The 17,105-nt window shown below is 59.0% G+C and carries 16 protein-coding genes; 7 read left to right on the top strand and 9 right to left on the bottom strand.

Translation table 11 applies throughout. The annotated features are described in order from the left end of the window. Nucleotides 1-23: 23 nt before the first annotated feature. The 4 genes from ABD819_RS03090 to alaS form a co-directional block, all read right to left on the bottom strand. A complete protein-coding gene (locus ABD819_RS03090; protein WP_345120856.1) occupies nt 24-722 on the bottom strand; it encodes an energy transducer TonB in 699 nt (232 codons plus the stop codon). Between the two features lie 145 nt (nt 723-867). Next, nucleotides 868-1,794 carry an SPFH domain-containing protein gene (locus ABD819_RS03085; RefSeq protein ID WP_345120854.1) on the bottom strand — a complete coding sequence of 309 codons (927 nt, stop codon included), beginning with the start codon at nt 1,792-1,794 and terminating at the stop codon, nt 868-870. A gap of 122 nt (nt 1,795-1,916) precedes the next feature. Continuing rightward, complete coding sequence (locus ABD819_RS03080; RefSeq protein ID WP_345120852.1) at nt 1,917-2,723, bottom strand: TonB family protein; 807 nt, start codon at nt 2,721-2,723, stop codon at nt 1,917-1,919. Between the two features lie 160 nt (nt 2,724-2,883). Beyond that, nucleotides 2,884-5,568, bottom strand: a complete 2,685-nt coding sequence (alaS, locus tag ABD819_RS03075; protein ID WP_345120850.1) for an alanine--tRNA ligase — start codon at nt 5,566-5,568, stop codon at nt 2,884-2,886. A gap of 78 nt (nt 5,569-5,646) precedes the next feature. Between alaS and ABD819_RS03070 the strand changes: the two genes are divergently transcribed. From ABD819_RS03070 to ABD819_RS03055, 4 genes are all read left to right on the top strand, one after another. Beyond that, entirely contained in the window at nt 5,647-6,009 is a 363-nt protein-coding gene (locus tag ABD819_RS03070; RefSeq protein ID WP_210515420.1) for a MerR family transcriptional regulator, read from the top strand. A 156-nt stretch (nt 6,010-6,165) separates the two neighbouring features. Beyond that, nucleotides 6,166-6,480 (top strand): endonuclease domain-containing protein, encoded by a 315-nt coding sequence (locus ABD819_RS03065; RefSeq protein WP_345120846.1) that lies wholly within the window; start codon nt 6,166-6,168, stop codon nt 6,478-6,480. A gap of 114 nt (nt 6,481-6,594) precedes the next feature. Further along, nucleotides 6,595-7,719, top strand: a complete 1,125-nt coding sequence (dprA, locus tag ABD819_RS03060) for a DNA-processing protein DprA (RefSeq protein ID WP_345120843.1) — start codon at nt 6,595-6,597, stop codon at nt 7,717-7,719. A gap of 53 nt (nt 7,720-7,772) precedes the next feature. Continuing rightward, nucleotides 7,773-8,591 carry an aminotransferase class IV gene (locus ABD819_RS03055; RefSeq protein ID WP_345120841.1) on the top strand — a complete coding sequence of 273 codons (819 nt, stop codon included), beginning with the start codon at nt 7,773-7,775 and terminating at the stop codon, nt 8,589-8,591. Nucleotides 8,592-8,657: 66 nt separating this feature from the next. Here ABD819_RS03055 and ABD819_RS03050 read toward each other — a convergent pair whose 3' ends face one another. The 5 genes from ABD819_RS03050 to ABD819_RS03030 all read right to left on the bottom strand — a co-directional run bounded on the left by ABD819_RS03050 (nt 8,658) and on the right by ABD819_RS03030 (nt 13,032). Continuing rightward, complete coding sequence (locus ABD819_RS03050; RefSeq protein WP_345120839.1) at nt 8,658-9,452, bottom strand: thymidylate synthase; 795 nt, start codon at nt 9,450-9,452, stop codon at nt 8,658-8,660. 53 nt (nt 9,453-9,505) lie between these two features. Beyond that, entirely contained in the window at nt 9,506-9,802 is a 297-nt protein-coding gene (locus tag ABD819_RS03045; RefSeq protein ID WP_345120837.1) for a TIGR03643 family protein, read from the bottom strand. A gap of 143 nt (nt 9,803-9,945) precedes the next feature. Then, nucleotides 9,946-11,451, bottom strand: a complete 1,506-nt coding sequence (locus ABD819_RS03040; RefSeq protein WP_345120835.1) for a cryptochrome/photolyase family protein — start codon at nt 11,449-11,451, stop codon at nt 9,946-9,948. 144 nt (nt 11,452-11,595) lie between these two features. Continuing rightward, nucleotides 11,596-12,699, bottom strand: coding sequence for a type I restriction endonuclease (locus ABD819_RS03035; protein WP_345120832.1), 1,104 nt, complete (start codon nt 12,697-12,699; stop codon nt 11,596-11,598). A 120-nt stretch (nt 12,700-12,819) separates the two neighbouring features. After that, complete coding sequence (locus tag ABD819_RS03030) at nt 12,820-13,032, bottom strand: hypothetical protein (RefSeq protein ID WP_345120830.1); 213 nt, start codon at nt 13,030-13,032, stop codon at nt 12,820-12,822. 182 nt (nt 13,033-13,214) lie between these two features. Between ABD819_RS03030 and ABD819_RS03025 the strand changes: the two genes are divergently transcribed. The 3 genes from ABD819_RS03025 to ABD819_RS03015 all read left to right on the top strand — a co-directional run bounded on the left by ABD819_RS03025 (nt 13,215) and on the right by ABD819_RS03015 (nt 17,053). Next, nucleotides 13,215-15,542, top strand: coding sequence for an efflux RND transporter permease subunit (locus ABD819_RS03025; RefSeq protein ID WP_345120828.1), 2,328 nt, complete (start codon nt 13,215-13,217; stop codon nt 15,540-15,542). Between the two features lie 78 nt (nt 15,543-15,620). Then, complete coding sequence (locus ABD819_RS03020; protein WP_345120826.1) at nt 15,621-16,454, top strand: oxygenase MpaB family protein; 834 nt, start codon at nt 15,621-15,623, stop codon at nt 16,452-16,454. Nucleotides 16,455-16,582: 128 nt separating this feature from the next. Continuing rightward, nucleotides 16,583-17,053 carry an FKBP-type peptidyl-prolyl cis-trans isomerase gene (locus ABD819_RS03015; protein WP_345120824.1) on the top strand — a complete coding sequence of 157 codons (471 nt, stop codon included), beginning with the start codon at nt 16,583-16,585 and terminating at the stop codon, nt 17,051-17,053. Nucleotides 17,054-17,105: the final 52 nt, after the last annotated feature.

The raw sequence follows: 17,105 nt of genomic DNA, 5'->3' as shown, positions 1-17,105 counted from the left end.
CCGACCGTTTGCGCCGGCTCGGTTCAGCGCGGAACCGGCGGAATGAAGTCGACCCCCAGGGTGTAAAACGACTCGACGGGTTCGCCATCCTGCAGCTGGGGCGAAAAGGAGCCGCGCAGGCCGTTCACCACCCGTAGGGCCTCGCGGTCGTAGGCCGGCCCCATGCCTTTGTAAATCCGGGTTTCCCGCATTTTGCCATCCACGCCGATGGCGCAGGCCACCACTACCTGGCCGCGCAACGGCTCGGTACCGTCCGGCACCGCCGGGTAGTGCGTGGCGCGCTGCACTTCGCGGGCCAGCATGACCTCGCCGAGGTGGTATTCGGCGTACGCCTTGCCCACGCTGGTTTCTACCGGGCAGTCAATAAGCTGGCCACTCACGTCGAAGCATTGCCTGCTTTTTTCCTGGCCTTGCTGGTACAGGCTCAACTGCTGGATAGTGCCACCGGAGTAGTACACCACCGCCTGCCCTTCCAGCTGCCCGGCTTTGTAGGTGCGCCGCCCCCGCATTTCGCCGGATGCAAACCAGCGCAGGGCGGCCCCTTGCCGCTTCATAGCCTGCGCATCAGCGTAGGGCACCGACTCCAGCAAGGCGCCATTGGGCGCATAAATCCGTTGAATAATCCCGCCTGCCGGCACAGCGGTGGTTACAATAAGCCGCACGGCTCCCACGCGCGAACGCAGCTGCTGGGCCTTGGCATCGTAAAAAACGGTGTCGGCCACCGCCGCTTGCGGCTGGGCACTCGCTGGTGCCGCCCATACACCTAAGCCGAACGCAACGTAAAATGGAATTACAAAAGGCATCTAAGCTATTCGTTGCTTGGTAGTATAATGGAAAACTAAATAGGGCGCTAACGCCCATTCAACTCTACTTCAGTGGCCGATGCAGCTGCTGCAGTGCCATCATCTGCTCCAGATTTTTGCTCATGCCTTCGTTCGAGCCGTCGAGGAAGATGACGTTTCCCTGGCCCTGCTCGGCGAAGTGCTTGATGGCTTCGGTCCACATCGAGAAGTACACCAGCGAGGCGTCGAGGTGATTGTCGGCCAGCTCCTGCACGGCCGCGGCCATGCCCTTGGTTACTTCGGTACGGAACAACGCCACGCCCTGACCGCGCAGCTGGGCCGCGATTTTCTCGGCTTCGGCCGCGATTTTAATGGCGTTGCCTTCGGCCTCGGCGGCCTTGGTTTTGGTGATGAGCAGCGCCTGGCCCTCGTTTTCGGCGGCGGCTTTCAGGTTGTTGCTGGCCACTACTTTGGCCATCGAGCGCATGATTTCCTCGTCGAAAGCAATGTCGTTCAGCTGCAAGTCAATCAGGTGGTAGCCCCAGCCTTCGAGCGTGGAATCAAGCTGGTCTTTCACGTGCAACACGATTTCGCTGCGCAGGCTGAGCACCGCCGCCTGGCGCTGCGTGGCCACGAAGGCCCGGATGCTACCCTCCACGGTGCGCACCAGCGCCTGCATCAGGCTCTGCTCGTCCACGAACTTGAAAGCCACATTCTTGATGGCTTCCTCGCTCTGGTCGAAGGCCGCGTACACAAGCATGGCCTTGAAGTTGACGTTGGCCTGGTCGATGGTAATGGCCTGAAAATTCAGCTCCAGCGAGCGGTTCTGAATGGAAATCCGCTTGTACACCGCTTCGATAAACGGGATTTTGAAGTTCAGACCCGGCCCCATAACGCGCCGGTACTTGCCGAATACCGTCACGACCGCCACCGTACCCTGCGGCACGATGACGAAACTGAGTAGCAGCGCGATAACAATAAGGCTGAAGAGGACGATGGCAAAAATGGACATGAGTGGGTGAGGTTAGGCAAAGCGCAGATTTGGCGTCCAAAGTAAGCACCAAAGCAATGACACGGAGTTGCCAGAATTATAATCTTTGTTTCTAGCGCTTAATGAAGCGCCGCACGGGTTGCTTACTGAATGCGAAAGGTAACTGGCAGGGTGAAAGAAACCATCACAGGCTCGCCATCCTGCCGGCCCGGCTTGAAAGACCTCAGTTGGCGCACAGCATACATGGCCGCTTCCTCGAGGGCTTGGTAGGCGATTCGCTGTTTCTTAGGCACCTCATTTGTGGCTGGCTCTACGGTTCTGATGTTTTGCACCCGTCCGCTCGCGTCCACCTCAAAACTCACCTTGATAACACCGGACAGTTGGTTCCGCAGGGCCAGCGCGGGATATTTGGTATTCAACATCACGGCCCGTGCAATGGCCGCGTTGTCGCCCGCGCCCTCCTCATACACCGGCATCTGCTCAAAGCTGTAATAAGCCACCGGCTGGCCATCGGGGCCGAAGCATTCGCCGGCCACGGGCTGGTCGGGCCGGTGCTGGTCGCGCCGCTTCAGGGTGCCGTTGGGGTAATAAGTCACAAAATCACCCACGCACTGGCCCGCCACATAATTGGCTTGGAAGCGAACCTGACCGTTTTCGTAGTAATCACTGCTGGTCCCATCGCGCAGAAACTTTCGCACGTTGGCAAAGGATGTGGAATTCTTCAGCTTACCCGAAGGCAGATAAAAGGAGCGCACCGTTCCGCCCACGCTGTCGTGGTACACCGTTTCGATTCGCTGAACCGCACCGACTTCGGATGGCAGCGAGACTCGATTTTCATTGAGATATTCGATTTTATTGGGTGGAATGATAAGAGCAGGCATGTTCTGGGCGCGCAGTTGCCCACCGGCAAACAGAAAGCCAAGAAGGAAAAACGCTCGGGAAATAAACATGGACAGGATTAATGAAGGGAGCTAAGTGCCCATTGCGGCCGGGTAGCAGCAGCCTGGTGACGGAATGAGAAACCAGATGAGCGAGGCAAAATCAATACTGCCTTCAGGAGAATTGAATTTTCGGGAACACTGGTGCTTAGCGACAGAAATTGGCCAGTGTTCACGCTATCCCCTGACCTACCAACCCCTCCGCTTTGGCAATAGCCGCCGCCAGCCCGGCCACGTTCTTGCCGCCGGCCGTGGCGAAGAACGGCTGCCCACCGCCGCCGCCCTGGATTTCCTTGGCCAGCTCGCGCACCAGCGTGGTGGCGTTCAGCTTGCCGGCTTTGACGATTTCATCGTCGAGCATCACGGCCAGCTGGGGCTTGCCGTCGATTTCGGCCCCGAGGATGGCCACGAGGTTGGGCACGGCCTGGCGCAGGTTGAAAGCCAGGGTTTTGAGGCCTTCGGCGCTGCCGGCCTGCACCTGGGCGGCCAGGAAATTGATGCCGTTCAGGGCCTTCACTTTACCTATCAGCTGGTCTTTTTGCTGGTTGATGCTCTGCTGCTCGAACTGCTCGATTTGCTTGCGGAGCGTAGCAATTTCCTCGCTCTGCTTCTCGATGCTGGGGATGAGGTGCTGAGGGTTGCCCAGCGTTTCGCGCACCTGCGCTAGTAGGGCGAGCTGCTGGTCGACGTAGGCTTCGGCCCCGACTCCGGTCACGGCCTCAATGCGGCGCACGCCGGCCCCCACGGCGCTTTCAGCCGTGATTTTGAGGTAGCCGATAGTGCCCGTGTTGGGCACGTGTAAGCCGCCGCACAGCTCCACCGAGAAGTCGCGGTCGAAGGTGATGACGCGCACGAACTCGCCGTACTTTTCGCCGAAGAGGGCCATGGCACCCAGCGTTTTGGCTTCGGCGATGGGCACGTTGCGGCGCTCGTCGAGCGGGATTTGCTGGCGGATTTTTTCGTTCACCATGCGCTCAATCTGCCGCAGCTGGTCGTCGGTCACTTTGGTGAAGTGCGAGAAGTCGAAGCGCAGCATCTTCTCGTTCACCAGCGAGCCTTTCTGCTGCACGTGGCTGCCCAGCACTTCGCGCAGGGCGGCTTGCAGCAGGTGCGTGGCCGAGTGGTTCTGCCGTATCTGGGTGCGGCGGGCAGCATCGGGCCGGGCAATAAATTCGCCGGTCAGGTCCGTCGGCAGTTCCAGCACGGTGTGCACGATGAGGTCGTTTTCCTTCCTGGTATCAATGACGCGCAGCGTGGAAAAATCGCCCTCCAGGAAGCCGGTGTCGCCGATTTGGCCGCCGCTTTCGGCGTAGAACGCCGTTTGGTCGAGCACCAGCTGATACTCGGTTTTGCCCTTGGCCGTGGTCTTGCGGTAGCGTAGAATGCGGGCGGGCGCAAAATCGAGGTCGTAGCCCACGAAGGCGGGCTGCTCAGCCGAATCAACCACCACGGTCCAGTCCGACTGCTCGGTTTCCTGGGCGTTGCGGCTGCGGTTCTTCTGCTGCAATAGCTCCTTCTGGAAACCTTCCTCGTCCACGGTGAGGCCCTTTTCGCGGGCGATGAGGGCCGTGAGGTCCAGCGGGAAACCGAAGGTATCGCTCAGCTCAAAGGCAGTTTTGCCATCGATACGGTTGCCGTTGGCGCGGGCGGTTTCTTCCAGCGCATCCAGCCGGCGCAGGCCGGTTTCCAGCGTTTTCAGGAAAGCAATTTCCTCCTCCTCAATCACGCGCTGCACGAAAGCCGTCTGGGCCTTGAGCTCGGGGAAGATGTTGCGCATCTGCTCGGCCAGCACGGGCACCAGCTTGAACAGGAAGGGCTGCTTCTGATTGAGGGACGAGAAAGCGTAGCGCACGGCCCGGCGCAAAATGCGCCGGATGACGTAGCCGGCCTTCACGTTGCTGGGCAGCTGGCCGTCGGAAATGGTAAAGGCAATGGTCCGAATGTGGTCGGCAATTACCCGGATGGCGATGTCGGTTTTCTCGTTCTCGGTGGTGGGCTGGTCGGTTACCTTGGCCGGGGCGGTGCCGTGGTACTCCACTCCTACCTCGGTGGCGATGAACTGAATGAGCGGCTGAAAAACGTCGGTGTCGTAGTTTGATTTAACGCCCGACACGGCCATCATCAGACGCTCGAAGCCCATGCCGGTGTCCACGCTCTGCTCTGGCAGCTTCACCAGGGACTTATCGGCCAGGCGCTGGAATTCCATGAACACGTTGTTCCAGACTTCCACCACCTGCGGGTGGTCGGCGTTCACTAAGTCGCGGCCGGGCGTGGCGGCCCGCTCCTCGTCGGAGCGCAAGTCGATGTGGATTTCGGTGCACGGGCCACACGGGCCGGTATCGCCCATCTCCCAGAAGTTGTCCTTCTTATTACCGGGCAAAATCCGGTCGTCGGTGGTGTATTGGCGCCAGAGGTCCTGCGTTTCGGTATCGGGGCCGGTACCGTCGCCCTTGTCGCCTTCGAAATAAGTCACGTAGAGCCGGTCCTTTTCCAGCTTATAGACGTCCGTAAGCAGCTCCCAGGCCCAATTGATGGCGTCTTTCTTGAAATAATCACCAAACGACCAGTTGCCGAGCATTTCGAACATGGTGTGGTGGTAGGTGTCGTAGCCCACTTCTTCCAAATCATTGTGCTTTCCGCTCACGCGCAGACACTTCTGGGTATCGGCGATGCGCTTGTAGGGCGCGGGCTTGTTGCCTAGAAAGTAGTCCTTGAACGGGGCCATGCCCGAGTTGATAAACAGCAGCGTGGGGTCGTCCTTCACCACAATCGGGGCCGAAGGCACGATGTGATGACCTTTGCTGGCGAAGAAATCGAGGAATTGCTGGCGCACGTGCGCGGCGGTGGGGAGCGACATATGAGAGGTCAAGACGACCATAATGGCGGTCGATGCGATTTTTTAGGTACTTTTCGGGGTAATTGCAAAGGTAGCCATATGCCCTATAAAGAGCGCAGCATCGAGAAACAGTACTTCACCATCGGCGAAGTGGCCGCCCAGTTTAAGGTAGCCGAGTCGCTGGTACGCTTCTGGGAAACCGAATTCGACGAGCTGCGCCCCCGCCGCAGCAAGAAAGGCAACCGCCTCTACACGCCCCAGGACATTGAGGTTTTCCGCACCATTTACCACCTGGTGAAGGAGCGCGGCTACACCATTCCCGGCGCGCGCGACATGCTCAAGCAAAAGGGCCCGCAGCTGAAGGAGAAGATTGACGTGGTGCAGAGTTTGGAAAAAGTGCGGGCATTTCTGGTGTCGCTCAAGAAAGAGGTGGAGGCGGCTGGCAAGGCCGACCCGGAGTAACCTCACCCCCCGGCTCCCGGTTCGCTTAAAGCGCGAAGCCTTGGGGAGAGGGGGAGCCTAATGGCTAGCGAAATCTACCTGCTTTCGTTGTTCCTTCCTTTACCAAGCATTATGGAGAGTAGCGCGAAAGACAAACCATCACACTACCATGCGTTTATGACGGATGCAGAACGATGGCATAAACAGTTTAAAAATTTTGCTCGAGCAAATCGCAAGCATTCAACTGAGGCCGAAAATGCACTGTGGCAATTGGTGCGGGGCAATAAACTCGGCCTTCGTTTTAGACGACAGCACGCGATTGAGCAGTTCATTGTCGACTTTGTTTGCTTGCCCGCCTGGCTCATTATTGAAGTTGATGGGGAATATCATTCCGATATCGAACAGGCTGAATATGATGGTGGGCGGACCCACCGACTACAAGAGTTAGGGTTTAGCATTCAGCGATTCTCCAATGGAGAAGTTTTGCAGTAGCCAGACTACGTCCAACGATTAATTTCCAACCATTTGACCAAACACTTACCCAACCCGGAATCATCAGGCTCCCCCTCTCCCCAAGGAGAGGGGGCCGGGGGGTGAGGTTACCCGATGAACGACACCCTTTTCCACGAGCTCGCCCTCACCCTGCTCCCCGGCATCGGCCCGCAGCTCACGCGGCAGCTGATGAGCTACGGCGGCTCGGCCAAAAACGTGCTGATGATGCCGCCCGGCAAGCTCCGCCGCATTCCCGGCGTGGGGGCAGCCACGGTAGCCATCCTCACCGGCAAGGACCGCGAAACCGCTTTCCGCAAAGCAGAAGCAGACCTGAAGAAGGCCGAGAAAGACGGCGTAGAAATCATTTTCTACACCAGCAAGCGCTTCCCCAGCCGCCTCAAGCTGATTGCCGACGCGCCCGCGATTCTCTACTACCAGGGCACGGCCGATTTGAACGCGCCCAAAACCGTGGCCCTCGTGGGCACCCGCCAGGCCACCGACTACGGGCGCGAGCAAACCGAGCGCATCATCAAAGGACTGCTGCCGCACCGGCCGCTGGTGGTGAGCGGCCTGGCCTACGGCATCGACATCATGGCCCACCGCGCCGCCTTGCAGGAAGGGCTGGAAACCGTGGGCGTGATGGCCACCGGCCTCGATATCATCTACCCCGCCGTGCACCGCAAAACAGCCGAAAAAATGCGCGAGCAGGGCGGCCTGCTCACCGAATTCCCCTTCGGTACCCCGCCCGACCGCTACAATTTCCCGGCCCGCAACCGCATCATCGCCGGCCTGACCGATGGCACGGTGGTGGTGGAAGCAGCCATAAAAGGCGGCGCTTTGATAACCGCTGAGCTGGCCCTGAGCTACGACCGCGACGTGCTGGCGGTGCCCGGCAACTTGAGTTCGGCCGCGTCGGCAGGCTGCAATGCGCTTATTAAAAATAACAAGGCTGCCCTATATGCGGAACCGCTGGATTTGGAGCAGTTGCTGAATTGGGATGCCGCCCTGCACCAGTCGGGCAAATTCAAGCCTACGCCCTCCTATTCAGCCGATGATTTCTCGGTTGAGGAATTTGCACTGATAACCGTGCTGACGGCGGCCGGTGGGCGCGAAGAGCAGATGGACGAGCTGGCCTGGAAAGCGCAATTACCCATCTACGCCGTGGCTTCGCTGCTGCTGGGGCTGGAGTTTCGGGGCGTGGTGCGGGCGCTGCCAGGCAAGAAGTTTGCCCTCATCTAATATCACGGATTTATCGGATTTAAACGGATTTCACGGATTTTGTGGACGGCGCAATGAGGCAGATTTTATACAATAACGAATTGCTGGCGGCTGAGAATTTCAGCCTGCCATGGCCTAATCGGGGCCTGGCTTTTAATGATGGTTTCTTCGAAACGCTCATTTTTATCGAAAACCGACTGCGTTTCGCTACCGACCATTTTCTGCGAATGCAGCAGGCCGCCGCCGCGCTGTACCTGACGCTGCCCACTGCCCTGGCCACGCCTGAGGCGCTGGAAACGACGCTGGCGCGACTAGCCGCCGCCAATCAGCTGCCCGTCGCCCGCCTGCGCCTGCAGCTGTGGCGAAGCGGCGGCGGCCGCTACACGCCTACTACCGATAGCGCCGAATGGCTGGCCACCGCCGACCCCTTCGTACCGGATGAAACGCCCATTGAAAAGGCGGACTTTGCGCTGGAAACGCATTCCCTGTTCTCGCCGCTCAGCTTTTGCAAAGGCCCGCAGGCGTGGCTCTACGTGCGGGCCGCCCATGAGCGGCAGCGGCGCGGGTTGGATGAAATCATCCTCTGCGACGCGGCCGGATATGTATCCGAAGCTGGCGCGGCAGCCATCTTTTGGGTGAAAGATGACGTGCTGTTCACCCCTTCGCTTGATGCTGGCTGCGTGGCGGGCGTGCGCCGGGCGCAGGTGCTGCGGGCCGCCAGAAAGGCCGGTATGGAGTGCCGGGAGGGGCTGTTTTTGAGAGAACAGTTGCTAGCAGCTGGTACAGCCTTTACGGCTAATGTGGCGGCAATTCGCCCGATTATTCAACTTGGACAAAGCCGCTTTCCCCAGACCAATATTCCCACCTTTTTAGCGCAAGGTTTCGCGAAGTAAAAAAGGCAAGTCCCGCAAGGTTAAAACTTCGCGGGATTTGTCTTTTTTACTTCGCGAAACCTTGCGCTACACCGCTACCGGCGCTTTTATTGCGGGCCAGGGCTGGTAATTCTCCAACTGAAAATCCTCGTATTTGAACCCGAAAATATCCGTCACCGCCGGGTTGATACGCATCTTCGGCAGCGCGTGGGGCTCGCGGGTCAGCTGCAGCTGGGCCTGTTCCAAGTGGTTGCTGTAGAGGTGGGTGTCGCCGCCGGTCCAGATAAATTCGCCGGGTTGCAGGCCCGTCACCTGGGCCACCATGAGCGTGAGCAGGGCGTAGCTGGCCACGTTGAACGGGACACCCAGAAATACGTCGGCCGAGCGCTGGTAGAGCTGGCAGGAGAGCTTGCCATCGGCCACGTAGAACTGGAATAGCGCGTGGCAGGGCTGCAGCTTCATGTCGGGCAGCTCGGCCACGTTCCAGGCCGAAACGAGGATGCGGCGCGAGTCGGGTTGCTGCTTGAGCTGCTGAATAACTTGGCTGATTTGGTCGATGTGCCCGCCGTGGCCGTCGGGCCAGGAGCGCCACTGGTGGCCGTAGACCGGGCCGAGGTCGCCGTTGGCATCCGCCCACTCGTCCCAGATTTTTACGCCGTGCTCCCGGAGATAGGCAATGTTGGTATCGCCCTGCAAAAACCACAGCAGCTCGTGGATAATACTTTTCAAATGCACCTTCTTGGTGGTGACGAGCGGGAAACCATCGGCCAGATTAAACCGCATCTGCGGGCCGAAAATGGACACGGTGCCCGTACCGGTGCGGTCGGTTTTGACGGTGCCGGAAGCAAGAATTTGGCGAAGCAGCGCTTGGTATTGAATCATGATGGGCCAAAGGTAAAACGTGGGCCGCTACCCGCCGCCGCGCCGCGCCCAGCCTACCGCTTGCTGATTTTATTCATCGAAATACTGCGCTGGCTGGTACTCCGGAAAGTATCCATGCCCGCCTCGCGCAGCGCCTGGTGCTTGGTGCTGCGCCCCGCCATGCGCTGCCGCCACATCCGAAACGAGGACGCTTTCATCTCCCGCCGCATCAGGGCGATGACGTCCTTTTCGGCCAGCCCAAACTGCAGCTCAATGGCCTCGAAGGGCGTGCGGTCTTCCCAGCCCATTTCGATGATGCGGTCGATGTCGGCTTCGGAAAGGTGGTCGAAATTGGTGGGTTCGTTTTTCATGGGGGAGATGTAACGCTGACCTTTAGTTGAGAGTCCGCGCATGGTTTCGTTGCTCGTGCTTGTCAAGCATCAATCAGTGCCAATGGTTCGCGCACCACAAAGTCCGCGCTACGGCCCAAAGGTTCGTGGACTGAAAACCCGCGCTACGCCTTTTCATTCCAGTCATCAAGCTTTGCCAAAAAGGCCGCGGCGTGCGCCAGGTGGGCATCGCGCTTGGCCTCACTCATTTTGTCGAACGTGTGGACCAGCATTCCCAAGCGCGGGTTGCGGGTAAAAAAGTCGCGGTTTACGTGCATGAAGCGCCAGAATAGGCCGTCCCAGGTGGCCTGCCAGTCGCCCTTGGGCCAGTCGCCCATCTTCAGCAAATAGTTGCTGCCGCTGATGTAGGGCTTGGTGGTCATCAGGCCGCCATCGGCAAATTGGGTCATGCCGTACACGTTGGGCACCATCACCCAATCGTAGGCGTCAATGTACATTTCCATAAACCACCGGTGCACTTCGTCGGGGTCGAACTCGCAGAGCAGCATGAAGTTGCCCATCACCATGAGCCGCTCAATGTGGTGGTTGTAGGCCCCGGCCAGGGCTTTTTTTATCACAATATCGACCGGACCAATGCCGGTAGTGCCAGTCCAGAACGCCTTGGGAATCTTCCGCTCGAAGCCCCAGAAATTGCGGGTGCGCTGCCGCCGCCCTTCCCGCTCATACACGATGCGAATGAACTCGCGCCAGCCCACAATCTGCCGCAAAAAGCCCTCCAGCGAGTTCAACGGCACCTCATGGCGGGCGGCGTGGGCAAGCGTCGCATCCAGTATCTGCTGCGGACTGAGCAGCCCGATATTCAGCATCGGCGTGAGCACCGAGTGGTAGAGCACCGGCTCGCGGGCCACCTGCGCGTCTTCGTACACGCCAAATTTGGCCAGCCGCTGCTTCAAAAAATCAGCCAGCCAGGCCTCGGCCGCCTCGTGGGTGGTGGGGTACCGGAAATCGCAGGCCTGGCCGTAATGGTCAGGAAAGTGGGTTTCGACGTAGGCAATGGCTTCCGCCACCTCGGCCGGGGGCGTGGGCCAGGGCAGCGCCGGCACAGTTTCACCCTTTGGAAATTTCGCGCGGTTCTCCGTGTCGAACGTCCATTTGCCGCCGGTGGGCTGGCCGTCGGGCTCCAGCAGCAGCCGGCGCTGCTTGCGCTGAGCGACGTAGAAATCGGTCTGGAAATACTTTTTGCGGCCCTCGAAAAAGGCATTCGCCGCCCCCATCTCATTCAGAAAATTGGGGTTAGGATGCACCGTGAGGGCAATTTCGGCCGTAGCCGCGGCGACTTCGATGCGCCGCCGCAGCCAGTAGTCCACCGGGTCGATGACGTGGAGCTGGCGCAAGCCGGCGGCCCCGGCCTGCGCAATCCACTGGCGCACGTCGGCCGTGGGCTGCCGGGCCTCCACATAGGCGCAGGCGAAACCCTGGCCTTCGAGCCGCCGCTGGTAGGCCCGCATACTGGCCCGGTGCAGCACCAGCTTCTGCTGATGAAACCGAAACTGGGTAAAAAACAGGGCCTCTTCCAGCAGCGCCACCGGCCGGCCGGGGTGCAGGGCCGGGTGCTCGCGGTAGAGCTGGTTTGGGAAAAGCAAGAGGACTTCGACAGTAGCGGACGGCATAGCAAGCGCGGGGTTTGACGCTATTGCTACAATCGGCAATGGAGAAGGTTCGGGAAGGCCAGCCGGTTGTAAATCCGTTGGAGTAAGCTAACTAACCCAAAATGCGAACCACAGAACACAGGTCCTTTAGCGTGCAAATGTGGATTAAACAGCTGTTTTAGCCTCATACGTTTGCACCGTTTCCCGAATCCTGGATGCCATTCCATATAAATCATCCAATGATGTAATATCAACTCGTTCACCACCTTCGACATCAAACAATGTCACATACTTCTTACTGCTGTTGAAGTGAAGTCGGCAAATCGGTTTGCGGTTATTGTCATCTAATAAGATTCCACAGTAAGACTGTACATCCCGCATTACGACCCGGTTTACGGGCACCATTTTGCGCAAAATGGCCCGCACAATCATGAATCCTTCAGTCTCTTCAACGGTGGTATCAATGTTTTTATCCTTGTTTTCTGCTTCGGAAATACCCGAAGTTTCGACTACCGGAGCTGCTGGCACGTCATTGACCAATGGACCTTGCCCACTTGTATCAATCATGGCCGAGCGCAGGCGCATAGCAATTTTATCATTCAGGAATTGATGAAATGAACGATGCACCAGAATATTAAACTGCTCTTTCAGCTTGTTTGTCAACACGCCTTCATAAACCTGTTTTGATACAAAATGCACAAAGTCTGCGGAAGGCTGCGTGAATTGCTCGTCAAAATATTTTTTGAAAGCACGCATATATTTCAGATTATATGCGGCAAAAAGCATGTCTTCAATGCTGAACGAATTCTTGCTAAGTTTCTTAATTTCAGCAATATCATTCTCATGGAAGTTCGTCAAATCAAATTCCAAAAATGGCCGCTCGTCCATTTTATTGGGCTGCTCTAAATCAGTGAACAGCCGATAAATCAAGCCATTAGTTAAAATGGCAATTCGGGCTTCCGTTACGTGGAAATACCGGAATAGCTGGCTGGCATGATTAATATTCAGGTCGCTACCAACATGCTTGCATTCAATCAGAATAATTGGTTTCCCATCGCGCATGATGGCGTAATCAATCTTTTCTCCCTTCTTCGTACCGATGTCACAGATAAATTCTGGCACTACTTCCGTAGGGTCAAATACATTGTAGCCAAGGGCATTGATAAACGGCATGACCAAAGCGGTTTTAGTCGCTTCTTCCGTTTGAATGTGCGCAAGCTGCTTTTGCGCACGCGATGCCAGGTTAGTGAGTTGGTCAATTAGCTCCATAAATTTTGGGTTTGGGCAGAAAACTGAGTAAACATATGAACTTATGAGGAAACGAAAAGCCGCCTCGTTTCCGAAGCGGCTTTTCGTTTCTCAGCGTCGGCCGGGGCCGGCGGTGGGCAATTACAGTTTTACGGCTGCTACCGGCTTAGCGGCGGGCTTCACGCTGGCCATTTTGCCGCCTTTCATGCAGCATGATGGGCTGGCGGCCATGCCACCTTTCATGGCGCAGGCTTCTTTTTTATCTTTCTTGTCGACTTTGGCCTGGCCTTCCTGGGCGTAGGCGGTGGTGCCGGCGAAGGCAAACAGGGCGATGGCAAGCAGGGACTTTTTCATGGGAAACGAAGTGGGGTGAGGGGAAACAAAACGCGAAAACGTGCGGTTTTCAGGCTCTAAGATACGCACCGGCGGTAAATTTTAAAATACCGTGGCGTACTTGGCTTGGTTTCCCATTTTGCTCACCAATTGCTGCCTTCCGGGCGCTGGCCCCGGCTGGCGGCTGGCGGCTGGCCGCCCGGATGTCTATTCGCCGTTACGCCCACCTTACCCTGATTGTACTGGGCCTGCTCACGGCCGTGAGTGGCTACTTCGTGGCTCAGCTGCGCTTCAACTACAATTTCAACGACTTCTACCCCGCCGGCGACCCCGACCTGGACTACTACCAGGGCTACACCAAGCGCTTCGGCAACGACAACGACTACCTGCTGCTGGGCGTGGAAGCCCCCGCCGGCAAGACGGTGTTCGACCCGGCTTTTCTGGCTCAGGTTGATTCCCTGACGCGGCTGGCCAGGCGGCAAGCCAACGTGCTCACCGTCACCTCCCCCACCAGCCTGGCCAACACCGTGGTCGAGGGCCTGGGCGTGTTCAGCCTGCCCTACCTGCACCCCGAAACCTACGCCGCCGACCCCGCCCGCCGCGCCGCCGACTCCCTGCTGATTTACCAGACGCCCGGCCTCGTGGGCAACGTTTTCAGCTCCGATGCGCGGGCCGTGGCGCTGGTGTTCCAGCTCACGCCCGACCTCAAAAAGCCACCCAGCGACTCCCTGTTCGCGGCCCTGCGCGGCGGCCTGGCCCGCTTGAACATCCCCGAGGAGCGGGTGCATTTCGCGGGCCGCATCGTGGCGCAGTCCGTGTTTGTGGATAGGTTGAAGTGGGAGCTGGTGGTGTTCATGTCGCTGTCGGTGCTGCTGGTCACGGGGCTGCTGTGGCTCACTTTCCGGACGTGGTGGGGCGTGGTGCTGCCGCTGATTGTGGTGCTGGGGACCATTTCGTGGGGTCTGGGCATCATGTCGGCCTTTGGGGTCACCATCGATTTGATGACGGCCCTGCTGCCGCTCATGCTCTTCGTGGTGGGCATGAGTGATACCATTCACATTATCAGCCGCTACGTGAGCGAGCTGGGCTACGGCGCCAGTAAGAAAGATGCCTTACGGGTCACCATCAAGGAATCGGGGTTTGGGTCGGGGCTGTCGGCGCTCACCACCAGCCTGGGCTTTTTCACGCTGATGACCAGCACCATCCGGCCCATTCACAACTTCGGGCTCTTCACCGGCATTGCCGTTATTCTGGCCTTCATCCTCAGTTTCACGCTGCTGCCGGCCATGCTCGTGCTGCTGGGCAAGCCACAGCTGCGCGAGCCCCGCCGCCAGGGCCACAGCTGGGACGGCGTGCTGGGCCGCCTCTTCCGCATCGTGCTGGTGCGGCGGCGGCTGGTATTCACCGTGAGCGGACTGGTGCTGGCGGTTTCCATCGGGCTGGCCACGCGGGTCCACATCAATTCCATGCTGCTCGACGACCTGTCGAAAAGCGACCCCGTGCGCATGGATTTCGCCTTTTTCGACCGGAAGTTTGCCGGGGTGCGCCCGTTTGAGCTGGAGTTGAAGCCGGCCGGGGGCCGCGACATCTACGACCTGGCCGTGCTCCGCCAGACCGAGCAAATCGAGGGCTACCTGGCCACGACCTACGGCCTACGCTTCGCCGCCTCGCCGGTCACGCTGGTGAAATCGGTGCGCAAGGCCCTGAACGGCGGCGGCCTGGCCGAGTACCGCCTGCCCGCCGACACCCTGGAAATGCGCGGCCTGCGCGGCAAGCTCCGCCAGTTCCGCAAAAAGCCTGAATTCAGCGCCCTGGCCCTGGCCGATGGCACGGCCGGCCGCCTCACCGGGCGCATGGCCGACGTGGGCAGCATCCGCGCCGATGCCCTCAACGACGACCTTCGCCGCTACCTGCGCACCAGCATCGACAGCACCGTACTCACCACCCGCCTCACCGGCTCATCCAACCTCATCGACAAAAACAACGAAAACCTGACCCTGAACATGATTCAGGGCATGGCCATCGACGTGGCCATGGTCATGCTCATCGTGCTGGCGCTGTTCAAATCGTTTCGCATGACGCTGGTGGTGCTCATTCCCAACCTGCTGCCCATCATCATCGTGGCCGGCGTGATGGGCCTGGCCGGGGTGAACATGAAGGTGAGCACGAGCATCATTTTCACCATCGCCTTCGGCATTGCCGTTGATGACACCATTCACTTCATCAGCAAGCTGCGGCTGATTCTGGACAAGGAACCCGATATTTTCAAAGCCGTGCGGCGCACGTATTTGCTGGCGGGCAAAGCCGTCATCACCACTTCGCTCATCCTCGTTGGCGGCTTTTCAACCCTGCTGTTTTCCAAGTTCGACGGCACGTTCTACGTCGGCCTGCTCATCGGCCTGACGCTGCTTTTCGGCGTGGTGGCCGAGCTCACGCTGCTGCCGCTGCTGATTCTGTATTTCTACAAGCGGCCCAAAACTGTGGCGGCAGTGCAAGCGGACAGCCCCATCAAGGCCACGCAGTTGCCCTAGCTGATACCAGTTGCCACACACCTGTTTGAACTGAATTTATTGACTGGCTGTGTATTTCAACGTTTTTTCAAAACGGTCATGCCAGACTTCGTTGCCCCTACTTCCATCGTGCGTCGCATCTGGGGCACTTCCGATACGGTGCTGTTCATCTTTGCCGGCGCGGCGGCGGAGTTCGCCCTCAACAAAGCGGTGGACTGGCTTTACTTCACCGGCCGCCTGCCGGCCGACCCGTTGGGCCGCCTGTTTACCACGGTAGACTATGCCCGCCGCATCGTGTTTGCCAACCAGGCCGGGGCCGAGCGGGCCATCGATACCATTGCCGCCATCCACGGGGCCGTGGAAGCGCGGCGCGGCCAATCCATTCCCGACTGGGCTTACCGCGACGTGCTGTTTATGCTCATCGCGTATTCCATCAAGGCATTCGAAGTGCTGGAACGGCCATTGACAATGACAGAATGCGAGGAGATAACGGCGGTGTTTTGCCGCGTGGGCCGGCGCATGGGCATCCCGGATTTGCCAACATCGTACCCGGCGTGGCTGCTGGCCCGCGAGCAGCACCTGGCCCAGAACCTGGCCGCCAGCGCCTATACTACCGACCTGTACCTCCAGTACCGCAAGCATTTGGGCGGGCCGCGCTACCAGCTGCTACGAGCCATTCAGGGCCGGGTGGTGCCGCCGGTGGTGCGCCAGCTGCTGCGGCTCCCATCCGGGGCCTTCCTCCAGCCCGCGCTGGCTTTCTATGGCCTCACCAAGCATTGGCCCGCGAGTCAGTGGGCCAAAAATGCGCTGCTCCCGACCGACTATCAGGCCCGGATACAAGCGCTGGATGGGGCTCCCGTTGAGGAAGCGGAACCGAGCGGGGCAGCTGTCATTCCATTGCGCTGCCCAATCGGGCATCAGGTGAACGTATAGCCGGAGCAGGTCCGCCGCAAACTATAGGAGCTGGTGCAGGCTACTCGGCCAGCTCCGCGCCCAAACAACCGGATACTCCCTATTTTTACCAAAAAAACCCGCCCATGAAAATTTCGATTCCCGCGTCAATGCCTCGTTTCCTCCTCCTCGCCGGCCTCGCGGCGGCGGGCCTGCTCACCAGCGCCTGCAAAAAGGATGAGCTGAGCGACGAAGAGCAACTCAAGAAATACATCGCCGATAATAAAATTACCAACGCCGAGCGGAAAGCATCGGGCCTGTATTACGTGCCGGTGCTCGCCAATTCCAGCCAGCCCCAGCCCCGGACGGGCGATAGTGTTTTCGTGCTCTACACGGGCGCCCTCATGGACGGTTCGGTGTTCGACGCGACGTCACGGCGCGGCAACAAGCCCTTCGGCTTCGTGCTGGGCCGCAAACAGGTTATCGCGGGCTGGGACGAAGGCATCGCGCTGATGCGCAAGGGCGAAAAGGCGCAGCTGCTCATCCCGTCGACCTTGGGCTACGGCACCCGCGGCGCGGGCTCGTCCATCCCGCCCAACGCGTCGCTGCGCTTCGATGTGGAGCTGGTGAATATCAAGTAGCGTACACGCTGGTTGTGGCTGAACAGCCAGATTGAACGTCATGCTGAGCGCA

It is taken from the genome of Hymenobacter antarcticus (genome assembly GCF_039539545.1).
In the GTDB taxonomy this organism is placed as follows: Bacteria; Bacteroidota; Bacteroidia; order Cytophagales; family Hymenobacteraceae; genus Hymenobacter; species Hymenobacter antarcticus.
The sequence above is the reverse complement of the archived record's forward strand: the minus strand, read 5'-3'. Positions and strand labels throughout refer to the sequence as shown.